The organism is Capnocytophaga genosp. AHN8471, assembly GCF_016806945.1.
In the GTDB taxonomy this organism is placed as follows: domain Bacteria; phylum Bacteroidota; class Bacteroidia; order Flavobacteriales; family Flavobacteriaceae; genus Capnocytophaga; species Capnocytophaga periodontitidis.
In genome coordinates this window covers 20562-40041 of sequence record NZ_JAESPJ010000004.1, presented here as the reverse complement: position 1 = coordinate 40041, position 19480 = coordinate 20562, and the positions used below count along the sequence as shown (strand labels likewise).

The window sequence follows — 19480 nt, the reverse complement described above, 5'->3', positions numbered from 1 at the left end:
GAAAGTATTATCTTTGCGCGCTTTCAAGAAGCACTTGTAAATTTAAACTATAAAAACAAAAAACATTGAATAAAGAAATATCATCAAACCAGCTTATTAGCAATATTATTGCTGGTATAGAAAAAGTAAAAGGCACTGATATCACCATTATGGATTTACGCGAGGTTGAAAATACTGTATGCGATTATTTTATCTTGTGTAATGGTTCTTCTAACACCCAAGTATCGGCTATTTCAGGAGCTATCCAAAAAATTGTCAGCCAAGCCGATGGACATCAACACCCTTGGCACGTTGAAGGCGAAGCCAACGCCGAATGGATTCTCATCGATTATGTAGATGTAGTCGTTCATATCTTCCAAACAAAAGTACGTGAGCATTACGACCTCGAAGGTCTTTGGGGGGATGCCAAATTTATCAATTTAGAAACTAACTATTAAATATATGTCGGATAACAAAAGTAACGGAAATCGCTTTTCAGCCTACTGGCTATACGGCGTATTACTGCTCATTCTCATAGGCTTCAATTATTATTCAGGAGCGAGCTTTTGGTCTCAACCTAAAGAAATTCCTCAATCTAAATTTGAGGAATACCTCAGCAATGGCGATGTAGCTAAAATCATCATCTTAAATCGCAAAGAGGCTAATGTATACCTCACCGAGGATGCTCTTAAAAAAGAAGAACACAAAGAGGTGAAACCTACAGGCAATTCTCTTATGCAGGGAGCTAATGCGGGCGAAGTACCTCAATATCGCTTTGAATTAGGCGACTTGAGCAATTTCGAAAATCGCTTCGACCAAATTGTTAAAGATAACAATCTCAGTACCACTCGTGAAAACAAAACCCAACAAAACGTAATCGGCGATTTACTGTTCACTCTCTTGCCTTTCGTCGTTATTATTGGTTTGTGGATATTTGTAATGCGCCGTATGGCAGGTGCTGGTGGACCTGGTGGTATTTTCAGTATAGGCAAGTCTAAAGCGCGGGTGTTTGACGAAAAGAAAGAAACCCGCGTAACTTTCCAAGATGTAGCTGGCTTAGAAGGTGCTAAAGAAGAGGTACAAGAGATTGTAGACTTCCTCAAAAACCCCGATAAATATACCTCATTAGGAGGTAAAATACCTCGCGGAGCTCTGCTTGTAGGTCCTCCAGGTACAGGTAAAACACTCCTTGCCAAAGCGGTAGCTGGTGAGGCTCAAGTACCTTTCTTCTCTCTGTCTGGTTCTGATTTTGTAGAGATGTTCGTAGGGGTGGGAGCTTCTCGTGTGCGCGATCTTTTCAAGCAAGCTAAAGAAAAATCTCCATCTATTATCTTTATCGACGAGATTGATGCTATAGGTCGTGCTCGTGGTAAAAATGCAATGACTGGTGCTAACGATGAGCGTGAAAATACTCTCAACCAATTGCTTACTGAAATGGATGGCTTTGGCTCTCACACCAATGTAATTGTGCTTGCCGCTACAAACCGCGCCGATATTTTGGATAAAGCCCTAATGCGTGCTGGGCGTTTCGACCGCCAAATTTATGTGGAACTTCCAAACTTGAACGAACGCAAACAGATTTTCCAAGTACATTTGCGCCCTATAAAAACAGCTGAGACCTTAGATATTGATTTCTTAGCAAAACAAACTCCTGGTTTCTCAGGTGCTGATATTGCCAACGTTTGTAACGAAGCAGCCCTTATTGCAGCGCGTAAAGGTAAAACAGCTGTGAGCAAACAAGAGTTCCTTGATGCAGTAGATAGAATTGTAGGTGGTTTGGAAAAGAAAACTAAAATCCTTACCCCTGAAGAACGTGAGGCTATTGCTTTCCACGAAGCAGGTCACGCTACCGTAAGCTGGTTGTTAGAACACGCTGCTCCATTGGTAAAAGTAACTATTGTGCCTCGCGGACAGTCACTCGGTGCAGCTTGGTATCTACCGGAAGAGCGACAAATTGTACGCACCGAACAAATACTTGATGAGATGTGTGCTGCCCTTGGCGGTAGAGCTGCAGAAAAAGTAGTATTCAATAAAATATCTACAGGTGCTCTCAGTGACCTCGAAAAAGTAACCAAACAAGCCCGCGCAATGGTAACTATTTATGGGCTCAACGAGAAAATCGGTAATCTTACCTACTACGATTCTGCCCAGTCCGATTATAGTTTTACCAAACCGTATAGTGAGAAAACAGCTCACCTCATCGATGAAGAAATTTCTAAAATCATAGAAGAGCAATACCAACGTGCTATTGATATCCTCACCGAGAATAAAGATAAACTCACCACTTTGGCTAACTTGCTATTAGATCGTGAAGTTATCTTCCGAGATGACCTTGAGAATATTTTTGGAAAACGCAAGTTTAAAGACCCTCACAATAGTAATGAAGAGGAAACTCCTTTAAAAACTGAAAATACTTCTCCAACAGAATAGAGTTTTAAAAGGCTTCCTTTTGCAAAAGGAAGCCTTATTTATATAAAACAAAATGAAAATAACTGCTCAAATAAAAGAACCTATACGCGAAGAAATGGAACTTTTTGAACAGAAGTTCCGCAATTCAATGTCGTCTAAAGTAGCCTTGCTAAATCGCATCACCTATTATATAGTAAATCGCAAAGGCAAGCAAATGCGACCTATGTTTGTTTTCTTAGTAGCCAAAATGCTTTCTGATGATAGTAAAGTAAGTGAACGTACCTATAGGGGTGCTTCAGTTATAGAACTCATTCACACTGCTACTTTGGTGCACGACGATGTGGTAGACGATAGTAACAAACGCCGTGGTTTCTTTTCCATTAATGCTCTTTGGAAAAACAAAATAGCTGTATTAGTAGGTGATTATCTGCTTTCTAAAGGCTTGCTCCTCTCTATAGACAATGGTGATTTCGACCTATTGCGCATTATCTCAGTTGCTGTGCGCGAAATGAGTGAAGGTGAGCTTTTACAAATAGAAAAAGCACGTCGGTTAGACATCGTAGAGGATGTTTACTACGAAATTATCCGTCAAAAAACAGCAACCCTCATTGCGGCTTGTTGTGCAATGGGAGCTTGCTCAGTACAGCCTGAACAGCCTGAACTCATAGAAAAAATGCGCCTCTTTGGTGAATATATAGGAATGGCTTTTCAAATAAAAGATGACCTCTTCGATTATACCGAAGATGCAATCGGAAAACCTACTGGTATAGACATCAAAGAGCAAAAAATGACCCTCCCTCTTATTTATGTACTCAATACTTGTACAGAAAAAGAAAAGCAATGGCTCATCAATTCGGTAAAGAAATACAACAAAGATAAAAAGCGTGTAAAAGAAGTGATTGCCTTTGTGAAAACTCACAACGGATTAGAATATGCTACTGCCAAAATGAAAGAGTTTCAACAAAAAGCTCTCAATATTCTCAACGGTTTCCCTGCTTCCCCTTATAAAGAAGCTCTTACCTTAATGGTAAATTACGTAATCGATAGAAAAATTTAGACCCTGTATTACATAATTAAATACAACGGCATTCGCTTTTAAAATAGTAGTAGCTTATATTTTTAAATAAACTCTAGAATAGTAGAAAATATTAGATGTTTTCTCATTAAAAAAGTCACTTTTGTGAATTGCCCCTTTCCTTTCGAGAGGGAGAGCGAGGGTAGTTTTTTAAATTCAAATGAGCGAATTTACTCATTACCAAATTTGCTAATTTACAAATTATTTGTACCTTTGTCCTCAAAATTTAAACAAAAGTGATATGAAAAGAAATATAAGCACTTTAGACAAGAATATCCGCTTGCTTATTATCGTGATTACGGCAATTTTGGGGTATTTCAACGAGTTTTCTATAACTATTGCATCGGTGTTATCAGGCGTTTCTATTTTGCTATTGGTAACCATTCTCATCAATTTTTCTCCTATTTATGCGCTATTAGGTATCAGCACCTATAAGCCTAAAGAAAAAAATAGTTAGATTATGACTTCTTTTTTTAACGAAACTCCTTTTGTCTTCCCTTATAATAAGAATTCGGTAAAACGCTGGGTGAAAAGTGTTGCTAAATCCGAAGGTAAAGAGGCAGGCAATATCAACTATATTTTTTGTGATGATGAGTATTTGCACAAAATAAATGTAGAGTACTTGCAACACGACACCCTCACCGATATCATCACCTTTGATTATACTGAGGGAAAAGTACTCCATTCGGATATTTATATTTCGGTAGAACGCGTAAAAGAAAACGCCGAAATCTTTAAAGTGCCTTTCCAAAGAGAACTGTTGCGAGTATTGGCACACGGGTTGTTGCACCTCTGTGGGTATAAAGATAAAACCCCCAAAGACAGTGCGCTAATGCGACAAAAAGAAGAGGAAATGATGTTGCTGTTTGACCAACTTTAACTGCCTATCGCCCTACACTTTTGACCGCAACGCTTTTAGCTTGATTGCAAAGCTCGCTAAATAGCCATAGATAAGCAGAAACAAAATACCTATATAAATACTATTACCAAAGGCATAGAAATTTATAAAAGAGAAGAGTACACTCATACCAAGGAAGATTTTTATCTTCCTTTTTTTGTAGGGTATCGGGTAGTATTTTTGTCCGTAGTAATACGAGATACTCATCATTGCAGCATAGGTGATGAGGGTAGCCAAAGCGGCTCCTTTATAGCTAAGCCAAGGGATAAGTGCAAAGTTGAACACTACTGTAATAGCCATTCCTATCAAGGATACAATCGCTCCAAAGCTCGTGCGGTCGGTTACTTTGTACCATACCGAAAGACTGTGGTAAATACCCAAACAAAGGTTAGCTAACAAGATAATAGGCACAATCCAGAGCGCATCCCAGTAGGCTTTATTAGGTATTAAAATAAGTTTAAAAACATCGGTGAATACGGTAATAAAGAGCAAAATAAAGCCTCCGCACACAATGAAGTATTCGGTGATACGTGCATAAGTTTTAGGTGCATTTTTATCTTGGGCACTGCTGAAAAAGAATGGTTCTATACCAAGTTTATAGGCAGTGACAAAGAGGTTCATAAACACCCCCATTTTGTAGCAAGCTGAGTAGATACCTATCGTTTCATCGGCTGTATCAGCAGGGAGGAGCATACGCAAAAACACACGGTCAAAACCTTCGTTCACAGCAAAAGCGATGCCTGCCAAAAGTACGGGGAAAGCGTAGATCATCATCTCTTTCCAAAGAGGATAGTAGAATTTGAAACGTATTTTGAGGTAGATAGGTAGCAGCACAATAAATGTCGCTAAACTAGCAATCACATTCGCTAAAAAAATGTAGTATACACCTCCATTTGTTGCGAGATTTTCAGCAGACAAATAATTTAGATAGTAGATATTAAGCGCTAAATTTAAGGCTGTATTCCCTATTTTTACCATTGCATAGAGTTTGGCTTTACCTTTATTCCTAAGCCACGCAAAAGGAATGACCACTAAGGCATCGAGTACCAATATATAAATGGCAAAGACAATATATTGCACATCGTAGTTCAGCCAAGAGGCAATAAAGTGTCGCAATAAGTAGGCTATCAGCAGGAAAAACAAAGAGCTAACGGTAAGAGAAGTAAGTGCGGTAGATTGCACCTTTTTCTTCTGTTCACCTTTATTCATAAAACGGAAGAAAGCTGTTTCCATACCATAAGATAGCAGTACATTCCCCAAGATAAGGTAGACAAACAATCCTGAGTAGATACCAAAATCGGCAGTATCAAGTTTATTCACGTACAGCCTTGTGAGCAATAGGGTTAGCACACGAGGGAGTACAGTAGCAATGCCGTAAATAATGGTATCTTTAAAGAGTTTTCTCAACATAAGGCGTTCTTCTTATCCAAATAATTCTTGTATCGCATCTTCTATTTTAGCGACCATTATAACTTTTATCTTCGTATTTTTAAGAGCTATTTTGTTGTATTTAGAAACAAAAATCGTATTAAATCCTAATTTTTCAGCTTCAGTAATGCGTTGCTCTACACGTTGTACAGGGCGTATTTCACCGCCTAAACCCACTTCACCAGCAAAACACACATCTTTTTCAATGGCTATATCTTCGTTGGACGATAGGATAGCCATTGCTACTCCTAAATCGGTTGCAGGGTCGTCGATAGTAATACCTCCAGTAATATTTAGGAAGACGTCCTTAGCTCCTAAGCGAAATCCTGCGCGTTTTTCAAGCACTGCCAAAAGCATATTCAAGCGTTTGGCATTGAAGCCCGTAGTACTGCGCTGAGGCGTACCATAAACCGCTGTACTCACCAAGGCTTGTATTTCAATCATTAGCGGACGCATACCTTCTAAGGTGGCAGCTATAGAAGTACCGCTAATAGTTTCATCGGTTTTGGAAATAAGAATTTCTGAAGGGTTATTCACCTCGCGCAATCCATTACTAAGCATTTCATAAATACCTAATTCGGAAGTAGAACCAAAGCGGTTTTTTAATGAACGCAAGATACGGTACACGTAGTTGCGATCGCCTTCAAACTGCAGAACGGTATCCACCATATGCTCTAATATTTTAGGTCCTGCTATTTGTCCGTCTTTAGTGATATGTCCAATAAGTATTACAGGGGTATGAGTAGTTTTAGCAAACTTAATCAATTCGGAAGTACATTCTCTAATTTGAGAAATACTCCCTGCTGATGCCTCTATATAATCGGATTGAAGGGTTTGGATAGAGTCGATAATCACAATTTCGGGCAAGAGTTCTTTTATCTGTTGGAAGATATTTTGCGTCTTAGTTTCAGTGAGAATAAAACAGTTATCAAGTCGGTGTGGAATGCGGTCGGCGCGCATTTTTATCTGTTTTTCACTTTCCTCTCCCGATACGTAGAGCGTACGATAGGGCAAGTTAAGAGCTATTTGCAATAATAGTGTACTCTTACCTATCCCTGGTTCACCTCCTAAAAGAGTAACCGACCCTGGCACTATGCCCCCACCTAGCACATTGTTCAGTTCGTGATTGTTGCTGTTGAGGCGTGGCTCTTGCTGGGTATCGATTTGGGAAATAGGGATGTACTTAGGTGCCTTGTTTTTAATAGGTGATTCTTTTTCTTGCCAAGCAGGAGCCGTGTCTTTTTGTACTACTTCTTCTACAATGGTATTCCACTGCTTGCAAGTGTAACACTGTCCTTGCCATTTGCTATATTGCGCACCGCAATTCTGACAGAAATATGCTGTTTTTAGTTTTGCCATTTTTAGATGTTAGGATTTTAGTTTTAATTCAGCCATTTTCATCTCAGTGAAAGTTTTAGGATTGTAAGAAAGTTTTTTCATTTTCTTTCCTTTAGTATGATAGAGATAGACCCCGTTTTTATCTTTAAAATAGTAATCATGTCCCAGATAATCATTTATAAATATTGTACCTACAAATTCCATTGTATCAAAATCACAAATATTCTTGATTAACTTATTTTCTAACCATAAATAGTCTTTAGTTGCAAAACATATTTTCAAATCTTTCAGTTCTGAGGTAAGAGGGAGTTCTTTTTTAATTCTCAAGTTACTAATTTTATTAGGTTCAAGAAATTTTATAGCGTTATAACTCTGATTTAAATACACTATCTTATTATTCCACAACACAAAAGAGTCCCAATAATATTTATTGAAGTTATTCTCGTATTTCTTTGATTTTAGAATTTCTTTTACAGACTCGTTAAGAGCAATCGGAGTAAATTCATTTCTATAATAGTCAATTATATAAAAATCATTCTCATAACAATACAAATTATAATCTCTCAAGTACTTTAATTTATTGATATTCTTAACTTTTGCAATACTCATTCCATTTTTATATTCTTTATAAACATCCTTAAAATTACAAAAATACTGATTATTTCTCATCGCCAAGTTTAAATCAGAACGAAAAGTAATATTTTGATAGGGATAAAAATAGGTTAGTGTTCGATCATTGATATCAAAAGCAAAAACACCTTTTGTAAAATCAACTTTTTCTACTCCTAATGGTGTATTTTTTTCAGTAAGATCTCCTATTACTTCAAAATCAAGATCAGTAAGGTAAAAAGTATCCTCATCATACAGACTATGAGCATCATATTCGCTAAGAGCTGGTTGAAAATGTACTGTTTTAGGGTCTAAATTAGAAATAACTTTTAAAATACTTGTTATTTCATTATAAGAATAGACTGCTTTATCATCTTTCAGTAAATAACTCTCTCTATCTTTAAATTTGTATATAATTTCAGGATGATTAGGGAAGCCTTTAAGTTCTTTTTTAAACAATTCTTCTCTTCCTAATATAAAATCAATCCAATACCATATCCCATCAATACAATAGGTTTGTTCGCCAAATGTTGCTGTAAGACTTTTAGTAGGGAAAACCTTATGAAAGTCATAGGTATTATCCTTATCGATATAAATAAAAGCATTCTTGTAATAACAATAATCATCATTGGCGACCATAACATACGCATTAAAACCACCTCCATAAGCAATCACTCGAGGATTCTTGTTTTCTATAGGCAGTTCTATTTTTCTATATAAATTAATACTTATACCATCGTAATTTCTACCTATTTGTACCAAGTATACTTTCCCATTTTCAACTTCTATGTAGTATTCACTTTTTACATAAATATGATCTCCTGCCTGCAAAAAGAAAGTAGTAAAGAGGGTTAAGATAAGTATTATATAATTCTTCATTTTCTATTGAGTAATATGGTATACAAATTCTCTTCACTAAAGTTTTGAGGATCGTATGAAAGTTTTTGTAGTAGTTCTTTACCTGTGTGATAGAGATAGACTCCGTTTTTATCTTTGAAATAGTAGTTGTATTCTACCTCTGCCCAATCGCCACTGGGATTTATAACATCTACTACAGAGCCCACAAAGGTCATAGTATCGAAATCGCAAATATTTTCTATAACTTTATCTTCTATCAGCAATTTATCCTTTGAGGCAAAACACAATTGCAAATCTTTTATTTCAGAAGTAAGGGGTATACGTCTTACAAGTCTCGCTTTGAACACATTTCCCCTATTATCTATTTCATAATATCGTATTTCATTATCCACCAGAACAAAGGGCTGTAATTGATGTTGATAAGACTCTCTACCTTTATTGGTATATTTCTTATGAGTTATCAATGTTATATAGTTTTTGTTCTTGAGACGATGCCATTTATTACTATAAAACTCATCTTCCTTATAATAGTTTTTCCCATCATAGTACCAATCTTTTTGGAATAGGCTTGACTTTTCTTTTTGCGGAGAGGAAAGTTGCTCAACAGGATTATTGATAGGTTCTTTTTTGATAGGTTGCTCCCTATCATAAGGGTTATAACTGACTCTGTACCAAACTCCATCGATAAGAAAATTCTGGCTACCCAAAAACTTAGTAACACTTGCTACTGTAAAAACTTTTTCAGGGGTGATTTTTTCCCTGCTGTTATAAAAAATATGACTGTTCACAAAGTAATACCAAGTATCATCAGCAATAAGCAAATGATTGGTATCTCTACCTTCAGTTACTGATACAAAATAAGCATTTTTTCCAATGCTATTAGGCAATAGCACTTTTTTATATTCAGCAATACTAATACCATTAGGATCTCTTGCTATTTTCACTAAAAACAACCTCCCCTTCTCATTCTTCACTTGATACTCCTGCGTAGTATGCCAGTTATAACTATCACTCGCCTGCAAAAAGAAAGTAGTAAAGAGGGTTAAGATAAGTGTTACAAAAGTTTTCATTTTGTTAATTATCAATTGTTCTTTGTTAACTGCAAAAGGTATTGCCCATATTGGTTTTTGAGCATTGGCTTAGCGAGTTCTTGCAGTTTTTCAGCGGTAATCCACCCCTTGCGATAGGCTATTTCTTCCAAACAAGAAATTTTGAGTCCTTGACGTTTTTCTAAGGTCTCCACAAAGTTAGATGCTTCGCTAAGTGAATCGTGAGTACCCGTATCAAGCCACGCAAAACCACGTCCTAAAAGTTGTACTTTTAGTCCACCGTCATTTAGGAACACTTGATTCACAGTAGTAATCTCTAATTCACCTCGTGCTGAAGGTTTGATACTTTTAGCTACTTTCACCACCTTATTAGGATAGAAATAAAGCCCCACTACTGCATAGTTAGATTTGGGTTGTGCTGGTTTCTCCTCAATGCTAAGTACATTACCTGCATTGTCAAACTCGGCTACCCCATAGCGTTCAGGGTCTTTTACGTAATAACCAAAAACAGTAGCTTTGCGTTCTTTCGTTACATTTTCTACTGCTTGAAAAAGCATTTTTGAAAAACTTTGTCCGTAGAAAATATTGTCGCCTAATACCAAACACACATCATCATCTCCTATAAACTCTTCTCCTATGATAAACGCTTGAGCTAAGCCATCGGGACTGGGTTGTTCGGCATAACTAAGGCGAATACCAAAATCAGAGCCATCACCTAACAGGCGCTCAAAACCTGGTAAATCTTGAGGGGTAGAAATTACCAATATCTCACGGATGCCTGAGAGCATCAACACCGACAGTGGATAGTAAATCATTGGTTTATCATAAATAGGAAGCAATTGTTTAGAAACTCCCTTTGTAATGGGGTAAAGACGTGTACCTGAACCTCCTGCTAATATAATTCCTTTCATTAGTTATTAATGTTTAGTTGTTAATCATCATCTTCAGGGATTTCAGCATTCTCAATAATAACTGATTTTTCTCCCTTGCTATTTACTTTATATTCTTTGCCATTCTCTATCAACAATCCTTGTATTACCCCTTTAGCGTGTGCTACATCAAGATCGATAACACGTTTGTTCATCAGGTAGGTTACCTCACTGTGAAGAGTATGTCCTATAACAAACTTACCTACTTGCCAACGTTCTAAAATAGTTTTGGACTCGGTTGTATCAATAGTTTGTTTGCCCCAACCTCTGTACCACGTAGGACTTATACCAAACTGATAGAGAATACTATACAAGCTATCTTTACATTTTCGTGCTTTTAGATTATCAAAATAGTAGTCACGGGCTTTATCATTTAGTTCTTGTACAGTGAGTCCTAAATTGGAAATTTCTATAGAGATACCAGCGTGTACAAACACATAATCACCTATTTTTTCAACGATATTTTTGGTAGCCAACCAGCGTCCTAATTCTGTATTAGGTTTGTAGAAATGTAAATATTCATCTTGTAATAAAGAAGCATTCTGGAAGTATTTTTTGCGCACATAGCGGAAGTCGTTATTCATATTCATCAAGTCGTGGTTGCCAAGTATAAAATGTACTTTACCCCCTGCTTTTTCAGCTTGTTGTTCTAAATGATAGATAAGCCAAAGTGTTTGTGTAACCCAAAGTCCGCGATCAAAAAAATCACCTACCGTCACTAAATGCCCCTTACCATATTTCCATTGGTATTTAGCATTCATCACCCCATTAGCTATCAAAAACTGCTTAAAAGCCTCAAATTCACCTTCGATGTCCGAAATAGCAATGAGTTTTTGAGGCATATTATACACTGCTGTTTCATTCTTTAATTCTTTTTTAATTCTAAAACTAAAAGATTCTTTATCACTGAGTTGTGCTGTGAATTTTTTACCTTTGATATCCTTAGTAAATGTTTGAATAGACGGTAATGCTACACCTTTCTTCTCAGTAATTTGCTTTACAACAATCCCTTTATCAGTATAAAAAATATAAGGTCCATCAAAGCCTGCTTTAGAGTTATCTTTGTGCAGACGAGCCTGACTGAGAATAGGCATTAACTCTTGTGCTTGTAACCTATTATTGTCTAAAACAAAACAGCATAAAAACGCTAAAAAAGTAATATATGTTTTTTTCATTAGATAAAAAGTGAAAAACTTTGGCAAAGGTATAGTATTTATTTGAAAATAACAAATTTACAGATTAGTAAATTTGCAAAATTAAAAATAAAGCACTACCTTTGTAGCCTTAAAACATTTAAAAAGAAAATTATGAATAAATTAGTATCCTTAGTAACTTTGTTATTACTAACAATCGCTTGTGAAAAATCAGGGGAAGACAACACCCCCTCTACACAGACTTCTACTACACAAATACCTTATGATTGGGATTTCTATTTGGAACCTTCTCGCTTAAATGCAGTGAAAAAGGAGCCTAATATAGAACTGAAAAAGCTGTATTACCAAGTGTATGGTACGCCCTGCGGAGGTTGGTATGACGGCGGTGTTAGTCCTGGTAGTGGTGGTAAAGAGAAAAATGACCGTTGGCTTAAAAACTTCGTTGAAGGAGCTGAACGTGCTCACAAAACACCTATAGTAGTACTTTATGGTATTCCTGAACGTGATTGTGGATCGTTTTCTAAAGGTGGACATCCTAATGCGGCTTCTTATAAAGCGTGGATAGATCGTGTGAGTACTATCATCGGGCAACGTCGCGCCGTAGTAATTATAGAACCTGATGCCATTAACTACTGTGGTCATCCAAGAGGTTCGGCTAAATACAATGAACGTGCTGAATTGCTAAGGTACGCTGCCGAAAAATTAAATAAGAACAACCCTAAAGTAATGAGTTATATTCACGCCGGGAATTCTGTTTTGGTTACCCAACATCCTGAAACTGTTGCCAATGCTATTATAGATGGAGGCTTAAAATATATGCGTGGTTTCGCACTAAATGTTTCAGGAGTAGGAGGCACTGCTGAAGAACAAGCTGGAGCTGAGAAGTTTGTAACTTACTTAGCTTCTAAAGGTTTTAAAGATGTGCATTACGTGATTGACACAGGGCGCAGTGGTATCAATAGACCTAAACACCAAAATGCTAATGCTCCTTATAACTCTTGCAACAACTTCAATGCAGCTTTAGGTCCGCGTAGCACTACTAAAACCACTGGGGCACACGCCGATGCTTATTTGTGGATTAACGGAGGAGGTGGCTCCGACGGTGAATGTAAAATGGGAGCCCCTGCAGCGGGAGAACCTTATCCTGAATATACTCGTGCTTTAGTTAACAACGCAATCAGAGTTAAAAGCATACAAATTTTAGAACTCCCTAACAATCTCAAATAACTACCATTATTCGTAATTATTCACATTTCCATTGAAAGTTTTCTACTTTGGATTGCATTTCAGGGCGGTATTCGTAATGCCACCATTCCGAATAAATAGATTTGAAGTTGTATTTATTCAGTATATCTTTCAGCAACTTGCGATTTTTAAGTACTTTTTTAGAAAGGGTGGTACAAGTATGATGGGCTTTCTCACCAAAAAAATCAAAAGGAGTACCCATATCCAATTCTTTACCATCCTTATCTACTAAAGTGAGATCGACTGCTGCTCCACGATTGTGTTTAGAACCTTTGGCAGGATTGGCTACATAATGAGTACCTGGAAGTATTTTCCACATCTTTTTCTGTACTTCAAGAGGTCGATAGCAATCAAATAATTTGATGCGATATCCCAAAGTTTTAAACTCCTCGTTAGCTTTCACTAAGGATTCTGCTGTGTTTTTTCGCAAATAGCATTCTCCACACTCATAAACAGCTTGTTTAAGGAAGTTATCAGGAGTTGCATATTTCATATCAAATACAAAATCGGAAGAAAGACTTTTGAGGAGCACAAAATCAGTTTGTTGTGCCGTAGCAATAAAAGTGACAAAAAATGCAAGAATATATTTCATAAATAAAAGAAATTTTAATAGTTATAAGTATCTTTACGAATTACCCCCTTCGGTGAACGGGAATACCAAATAAAATAAAAGCGACTTTTTTCGGAAAAGTCGCTTTTATTCTAATTTTAAAGTCTTAAGGCAGACTATAACACACTTGCTAAAGCTTTATTTACTTCACGTACGGCTTCAGTACTTTCTGCAAATTTAGCTTTTTCAGCATCGTTGAGTTTTACCTCTACAATTTTTTCAACTCCATCTCTACCGATAATTACAGGAACCCCTACGCACACATCTTTTTGTCCGTATTCACCTTCGAGTAACACTGAGCAAGGGAAAAGTTTCTTTTGGTCGCAAGCGATTGCCTGTACTAAAGCTGATACAGCAGCTCCTGGAGCATACCAAGCTGAAGTTCCTAAAAGTTTAGTAAGGGTAGCACCACCTACTTTAGTATCTTCGGCTACTTGGTTAAGACGGTCAGCACTCAAAAACTCAGTTACTGGTACACCGCGATAGCTTGCCAAACGTGTAAGAGGTAACATACCACTATCACTGTGAGCAGCAATTACCATACCATCTACATCTGAAATCGGACTGTTAAGCGCTTCTGCCAAGCGGTATTTAAAGCGTGCGCTATCAAGTGCTCCACCCATACCGATGATGTGGTTTTTAGGTAATTTAGTAGCTTTGTGTACCAAATAAGCCATAGTGTCCATAGGGTTGCTCACTACAATTACAATCACATTAGGTGAATATTTCACCAATTGTTCAACAACTGATTTCACAATGTTTGCATTGGTACCAATAAGCTCTTCACGAGTCATACCTGGTTTACGAGGAATACCAGAGGTAATCACAGCTACATCACTGCCTGCAGTTTTTGAGTAATCATTGGTTACCCCTGTAATACGAGTATCAAACCCATTGAGGGAAGCGGTTTGCATCAAATCCATAGCTTTACCTTCCGCAAAACCTTCTTTGATGTCAATTAATACTACTTCAGACGCAAAGTCTTTAATAGCAATGTACTCTGCGCAACTTGCTCCTACGGCACCTGCGCCTACTACTGTAACTTTCATATAATCTATTATTTAAAAATGATGAGTTATAAAAAACTCAATCAACGGTTATTTTCAAGCCACAAAAGTAGAAAGTTTTTAATAATTGTGCAAATATTTTTAAGAAAATTTTTGGATTTTAAAAACTAAAAACTAATCGCTATTTTTTGCTCATTTGCCAATTACTTTGTACTTTTGCACTCTCAAAACAAACCATTCAAAATGAAAGACACTTATTTTGTGGTGGGCATTTCCACCGAAGTTGGCAAAACCATCGTTTCAGCAATTCTTACAGAGGCTTTTCAAGCTGATTATTGGAAACCTATACAATCAGGAGACTTAGAGAACTCAGATACTGACAAAGTAAAACGACTTATCAGCAATACACGCACTGTATTTCACCCTAATAGCTATGGATTACACACTCCTGCAAGTCCACATCTTTCAGCTCAATTAGACGGTGTGCGAATTGAGCTTTCTAAAATTGTACGCCCTGAAACCAATAATACACTTGTTATAGAAGCAGCAGGCGGATTGTACGTTCCTCTCAATGAAAAAGATATGATGCTTGACCTAATTCATCCTACGGATAAAGTCATTTTAGTTTCTCGTCATTATTTGGGTAGTATCAACCATACGTTACTCACTTACGAAACACTAAAAAACAGAGGGTTAAACATTCATAGTATAGTATTTAGCGGCTCCCCTACCCCATCTACTGAAGAAGTGATTTTACACCATACTAACTTGCCTGTATTACTACATATTGATGAAGAACCTTATTTCGACAAACGAGTTATTTCAGAATACGCTACAAAAGTTAATAACCCTTGAGATTGATAATTAATATATGCAAAATTTAAATGACATCCTAAAACAACATATACTACAAGCCGTACAAGAACTGTACAACGTAAGTTTAGAAAATGTAGAATTGCAACAAACTAAAAAAGAGTTTGTAGGCGATGTGACCCTCGTAGTCTTCTCACTTTTGCGCCACATCAAAGGCAATCCTGTGCTGATAGGCGAAAAAATAGGAACTTACCTCAAAGAAAAAGTAGGTAATTTAGTAACTGATTTCAATGTGATTAAAGGCTTTCTAAACCTTGTTATCGCTGATACTTATTACCTCAACTTTTTAACAGAAATAAAAGACAATCCTCAGTTTGGATTAGCAACACCTAATAGTAAAGAGGCTATTTTAGTAGAATACTCATCTCCTAACACTAATAAGCCTTTGCACTTAGGACATATTCGCAACAACCTCTTAGGTTATTCAGTAGCCGAAATCTTAAAAGCTGCCGGACATAAAGTGTATAAAACCCAAATTATCAACGATAGAGGAATACACATTTGCAAATCTATGGTAGCTTGGCAACGTTTTGGCAATGGAGAAACTCCTGAAAACACAGAATTAAAAGGAGATAAACTAGTAGGAAACTACTATGTAGCATTCGATAAAGCGTATAAAGAAGAAATACAAGAACTAATAGCTCAAGGAAAATCTAAAGAGGAAGCTGAAAAACAAGCACCTATATTTATAACAGCTCAAGAGATGCTTCGCCAATGGGAAGCAGGAGACCCTGAAGTAATGAAACTTTGGAAACAAATGAACGGATGGGTATACGATGGATTTGCTGTTACTTATAAGAATTTAGGAGTAGATTTCGACTCGTACTACTACGAAAGTAACACCTATTTATTAGGAAAAGACATCGTAGAACAAGGTCTACAAAAAGGGGTATTCTTCAAAAAAGAAGATGGCTCTGTTTGGTGCGATCTCACCGCCGATGGTTTAGATGAGAAGTTGGTACTCCGCGCCGATGGTACTTCAGTATATATAACCCAAGATATGGGTACTGCCATTCAACGTGTGAAGGACTATCCCGATGTGAAAGGAATGGTCTATACTGTGGGTAACGAACAAGACTACCACTTCAAAGTACTTTTTCTCATTTTAAAAAAATTGGGGTACGATTGGGCTTCACACTTGTACCACCTCAGCTATGGTATGGTAGATTTGCCTAGTGGAAAGATGAAAAGCCGTGAAGGAACCGTTGTAGATGCCGATGACTTAATTGCTGAAATGGAACAGACTGCTAAAGTAATTTCACAGGAACTCGGCAAACTCGATGGCTATACCCAAGCACAAAAAGAAGCTTTATATCACACTATTGGCTTAGGAGCCTTAAAATACTATATATTAAAGGTAGATCCTAAAAAACGTATTTTATTTGACCCTAAAGAATCTATCGATTTTCAAGGAAATACAGGACCGTTTATCCAATACACATACGCTCGTATCCAATCTATTTTACGCAAATACGCTGAAACGAATAATAACAAAGAAATAACTGCTATACAACCTGATGCTCTACAAGAAAAAGAAAAAAACTTACTGAAAAGTATCACCCTTTTCCCTTTTATTGTACAAGATGCCGCGGATAATTATAGCCCTGCTGTGGTCGCTAATTACGTATACGATTTGGTAAAAGACTTCAATTCATTCTACCAAAACGTTTCCATTTTAGGTGAAGAAGACACTAACAAACGCTATTTTAGAGTAGCTCTGAGCAAAAAAATAGGTGAAATCATCGCAGAATCTTTTAAAATGTTAGGAATACAAGTACCTGAAAGAATGTAGGTTATAAAAAATATGTAAAAAAGTAAAAAAAAAGTTGCTCAAAAATTTGCAGGAATGAATATTTGTCGTACCTTTGCACCGCAAATGAGAAACAAAGTAACTCTTCAGATGCAAGTTTATTGAAACAATTTATATGCGAAAATAGCTCAGTTGGTAGAGCGCAACCTTGCCAAGGTTGAGGTCGCGGGTTCGAACCCCGTTTTTCGCTCTTTTTTTATGTCTATCATAAAGGCTCGGATGGTGGAATCGGTAGACACGCTGGACTTAAAATCCAGTGGGCAGTAATGCCTGTGCGGGTTCAAGTCCCGCTCCGAGTACAACCTTTAATCACTACTTATAAGTAGTGATTTTTTTTTGCTTCTATGTAACCTTTAAAAATATTTTGACTATGGAAACAGCTGTAACATTCGCTACCTCTGATGTAGGTAAATTAAATTCAATAAAAGATTTTATAAGGTCTTTAAATGTCTCTATCATTCAAGAAGAGGACATACCTCAGCCTATTGAAATGACGCCAAGATTAGTAGCTTTTCTTGATAAAATAGAAGCTCGTAATACTCCTTTCGAGGAATGTGATGATTTTGATGTTATGATTAATGATGTTGCTTCTGAATATGGAATTACCTTATAAAATAAAGTAGTACCTAAACTATGAAGAGATACCCTTATTTTGTGACCTATGTAGTAGATAAGATAGAAGGAGATTATTAAAGGTATTTTTAATATCTATCAAGATACCAGCAAATATCCCGAATAAAAGAACAAAAAGCTTTCTAAAATTTAGATAGATCTTCCTTTTTATCATCAAACACACAAAAAAACTGATTATCAATGTAATAAATTTATTAAAGCACTAAACTTTGATAAATCACTCTTTCTAAAAACAACTCTAAAATCTTCTCTATTTTTCTTTTTTATCAAAAAACGAAATTAAAATTTGCACAATCAAAATAAAAATATTACTTTTGCCTCATCAACCGTTAATTGTAAAATTGTTATGAGTACACGTTTCTCCGACACTCAAACGGCTTTTGCTCTTAAAAGCCAATCTGAACTCAATTGGGCTTACCGCCTCTTTAAACTCATAGGTAGTAACACTCTTACTCGTTTAGGCACCGCCCTCACCAACTTCTCTTTAAAACTGCGTTTGCCTATAGAAGGTCTTATCAAGCGCACAGTTTTCAAACAATTCTGTGGTGGCATCTCCGAACAAGACTGTCTACCTGTAATCAAAAAAATGCACCAAAAAGGTGTTGGCTCTGTACTTGATTACTCAGTAGAAGGAAAAGATGAAGAAACTTCTATCGAAGCTACTTTTGAAAAGACGATGGAAACCATTGATTTTGGCAACCTCCACCGCGATGAAGGCATTCCTATTGTAGTGTTTAAACCTACAGGTTTTGGCCGTTTTGCTATCTTCCAAAAAATTACTGAGAAAAAAGCTCTTACCGATGCGGAAACAAAAGAATGGGAACGCATCAAAGCGCGTTTTGATGCTGCTTGTAAACGTGCTTATGACTACAAAATTCCTATCTTAGTAGATGCTGAAGAAAGCTGGATGCAAACCGCTGCCGATGACCTCGTAGAAGAAATGATGGAAAAGTACAACAAAGAAGAAGCTATTGTGTACAACACCTTGCAAATGTATCGTCACGATCGTTTACCTTATCTAAAAGGACTCTATGAACGCGCCGTAAACAAAGGATTTTATATAGGTGTAAAAATCGTACGAGGCGCCTATATGGAAAAAGAAAATGAACGCGCTGCCGAACAAGGATACCCTACCCCTATCTGCCCTAACAAGCAAGCTACTGATGATAATTACAATGCTGTTGTACGATATATCATTGAACATATCGACCGAATTGCACTCTTTGCAGGCACTCACAACGAAGAAAGTGCAGCTTTGATAATGGACTTAATGAAAGAAAAAGGATTGCAACCTAACGACAAACGCGTGTGGATAGCTCAACTATACGGAATGAGTGACCATATCAGTTTCAATGCTTCTAAAGAAGGCTATAACATCGCTAAATATTTGCCTTTTGGCCCCGTACGCGAAGTAATGCCTTACTTAATACGCCGTGCTGAAGAAAACACCTCAGTAGCTGGACAAACAGGACGCGAGCTTTCTCTTTTAAAAGCTGAGAAAAAACGCCGTAGCCAAGAAAAAAAATAATAAACAGAATATTTTTTAGGGTTATAGTTGCTATTATCATTAATATTT

At 36.8% G+C, this 19480-nt stretch carries 18 protein-coding genes and 2 tRNA genes; 12 read left to right on the top strand and 8 right to left on the bottom strand.

Features of this window, described 5'->3' with window-relative positions; all coding sequences use genetic code 11:
- Positions 1–65 precede the first annotated feature (65 nt).
- From rsfS to ybeY, 5 genes are all read left to right on the top strand, one after another.
- Complete coding sequence (gene rsfS, locus JMN12_RS00610; protein ID WP_095902310.1) at positions 66–437, top strand: ribosome silencing factor; 372 nt, start codon at positions 66–68, stop codon at positions 435–437.
- Positions 438–441: 4 nt separating this feature from the next.
- The gene (ftsH, locus tag JMN12_RS00605; protein WP_009414205.1) at positions 442–2409 is read left to right on the top strand and encodes an ATP-dependent zinc metalloprotease FtsH; all 1968 of its coding nucleotides are present in this window, start codon (positions 442–444) and stop codon (positions 2407–2409) included.
- A gap of 52 nt (positions 2410–2461) precedes the next feature.
- The gene (locus JMN12_RS00600; RefSeq protein ID WP_009414204.1) at positions 2462–3445 is read left to right on the top strand and encodes a polyprenyl synthetase family protein; all 984 of its coding nucleotides are present in this window, start codon (positions 2462–2464) and stop codon (positions 3443–3445) included.
- 259 nt (positions 3446–3704) lie between these two features.
- Positions 3705–3920, top strand: coding sequence for a DUF2892 domain-containing protein (locus JMN12_RS00595; protein WP_002678703.1), 216 nt, complete (start codon positions 3705–3707; stop codon positions 3918–3920).
- A 3-nt stretch (positions 3921–3923) separates the two neighbouring features.
- Positions 3924–4343, top strand: coding sequence for an rRNA maturation RNase YbeY (gene ybeY / locus JMN12_RS00590; RefSeq protein ID WP_009414203.1), 420 nt, complete (start codon positions 3924–3926; stop codon positions 4341–4343).
- Between the two features lie 12 nt (positions 4344–4355).
- On the opposite strand, the gene JMN12_RS00585 is transcribed toward ybeY, so the two are convergent.
- From JMN12_RS00585 to JMN12_RS00560, 6 genes are read right to left on the bottom strand one after another with little or no spacing between them, the layout of a single operon-like run.
- Positions 4356–5771, bottom strand: a complete 1416-nt coding sequence (locus tag JMN12_RS00585) for an oligosaccharide flippase family protein (protein ID WP_203082081.1) — start codon at positions 5769–5771, stop codon at positions 4356–4358.
- Positions 5772–5783: 12 nt separating this feature from the next.
- Positions 5784–7148, bottom strand: coding sequence for a DNA repair protein RadA (gene radA, locus JMN12_RS00580; RefSeq protein ID WP_203136148.1), 1365 nt, complete (start codon positions 7146–7148; stop codon positions 5784–5786).
- Between the two features lie 9 nt (positions 7149–7157).
- Positions 7158–8615, bottom strand: coding sequence for a hypothetical protein (locus JMN12_RS00575; RefSeq protein ID WP_203093580.1), 1458 nt, complete (start codon positions 8613–8615; stop codon positions 7158–7160).
- Positions 8612–9664 carry a hypothetical protein gene (locus tag JMN12_RS00570; protein ID WP_203136146.1) on the bottom strand — a complete coding sequence of 351 codons (1053 nt, stop codon included), beginning with the start codon at positions 9662–9664 and terminating at the stop codon, positions 8612–8614. The genes JMN12_RS00575 and JMN12_RS00570 overlap by 4 nt, the downstream gene beginning before the upstream one ends.
- An 11-nt stretch (positions 9665–9675) precedes the next feature.
- Complete coding sequence (rfbA, locus tag JMN12_RS00565; RefSeq protein ID WP_203083275.1) at positions 9676–10554, bottom strand: glucose-1-phosphate thymidylyltransferase RfbA; 879 nt, start codon at positions 10552–10554, stop codon at positions 9676–9678.
- A 20-nt stretch (positions 10555–10574) separates the two neighbouring features.
- Complete coding sequence (locus JMN12_RS00560) at positions 10575–11747, bottom strand: metallophosphoesterase (RefSeq protein WP_203136144.1); 1173 nt, start codon at positions 11745–11747, stop codon at positions 10575–10577.
- A 132-nt stretch (positions 11748–11879) separates the two neighbouring features.
- Here JMN12_RS00560 and JMN12_RS00555 point away from each other — a divergent pair, with 132 nt between their 5' ends.
- Complete coding sequence (locus JMN12_RS00555) at positions 11880–12953, top strand: glycoside hydrolase family 6 protein (protein ID WP_203136142.1); 1074 nt, start codon at positions 11880–11882, stop codon at positions 12951–12953.
- Positions 12954–12969: 16 nt separating this feature from the next.
- Here the strand turns inward: JMN12_RS00555 and JMN12_RS00550 are convergent, their stop codons facing one another.
- Complete coding sequence (locus JMN12_RS00550) at positions 12970–13563, bottom strand: M15 family metallopeptidase (RefSeq protein WP_203136140.1); 594 nt, start codon at positions 13561–13563, stop codon at positions 12970–12972.
- Between the two features lie 134 nt (positions 13564–13697).
- The gene (locus tag JMN12_RS00545) at positions 13698–14630 is read right to left on the bottom strand and encodes a malate dehydrogenase (protein WP_002678807.1); all 933 of its coding nucleotides are present in this window, start codon (positions 14628–14630) and stop codon (positions 13698–13700) included.
- A 201-nt stretch (positions 14631–14831) separates the two neighbouring features.
- Between JMN12_RS00545 and bioD the strand changes: the two genes are divergently transcribed.
- The 6 genes from bioD to JMN12_RS00515 all read left to right on the top strand — a co-directional run bounded on the left by bioD (position 14832) and on the right by JMN12_RS00515 (position 19432).
- Positions 14832–15443: a dethiobiotin synthase gene (bioD, locus tag JMN12_RS00540; protein ID WP_009414195.1), complete on the top strand. Its 612-nt coding sequence runs from the start codon at positions 14832–14834 to the stop codon at positions 15441–15443.
- Positions 15444–15459: 16 nt separating this feature from the next.
- Entirely contained in the window at positions 15460–17253 is a 1794-nt protein-coding gene (gene argS / locus JMN12_RS00535; RefSeq protein WP_203136138.1) for an arginine--tRNA ligase, read from the top strand.
- 135 nt (positions 17254–17388) lie between these two features.
- Positions 17389–17461: transfer RNA gene (locus JMN12_RS00530), tRNA-Gly, on the top strand.
- Positions 17462–17484: 23 nt separating this feature from the next.
- Positions 17485–17570 (top strand) — tRNA-Leu (locus JMN12_RS00525).
- A 71-nt stretch (positions 17571–17641) separates the two neighbouring features.
- Positions 17642–17884 (top strand): hypothetical protein, encoded by a 243-nt coding sequence (locus JMN12_RS00520; protein ID WP_198472923.1) that lies wholly within the window; start codon positions 17642–17644, stop codon positions 17882–17884.
- A 366-nt stretch (positions 17885–18250) separates the two neighbouring features.
- Positions 18251–19432, top strand: coding sequence for a proline dehydrogenase family protein (locus JMN12_RS00515; RefSeq protein WP_203084484.1), 1182 nt, complete (start codon positions 18251–18253; stop codon positions 19430–19432).
- The last annotated feature ends 48 nt before the right edge of the window (positions 19433–19480 follow it).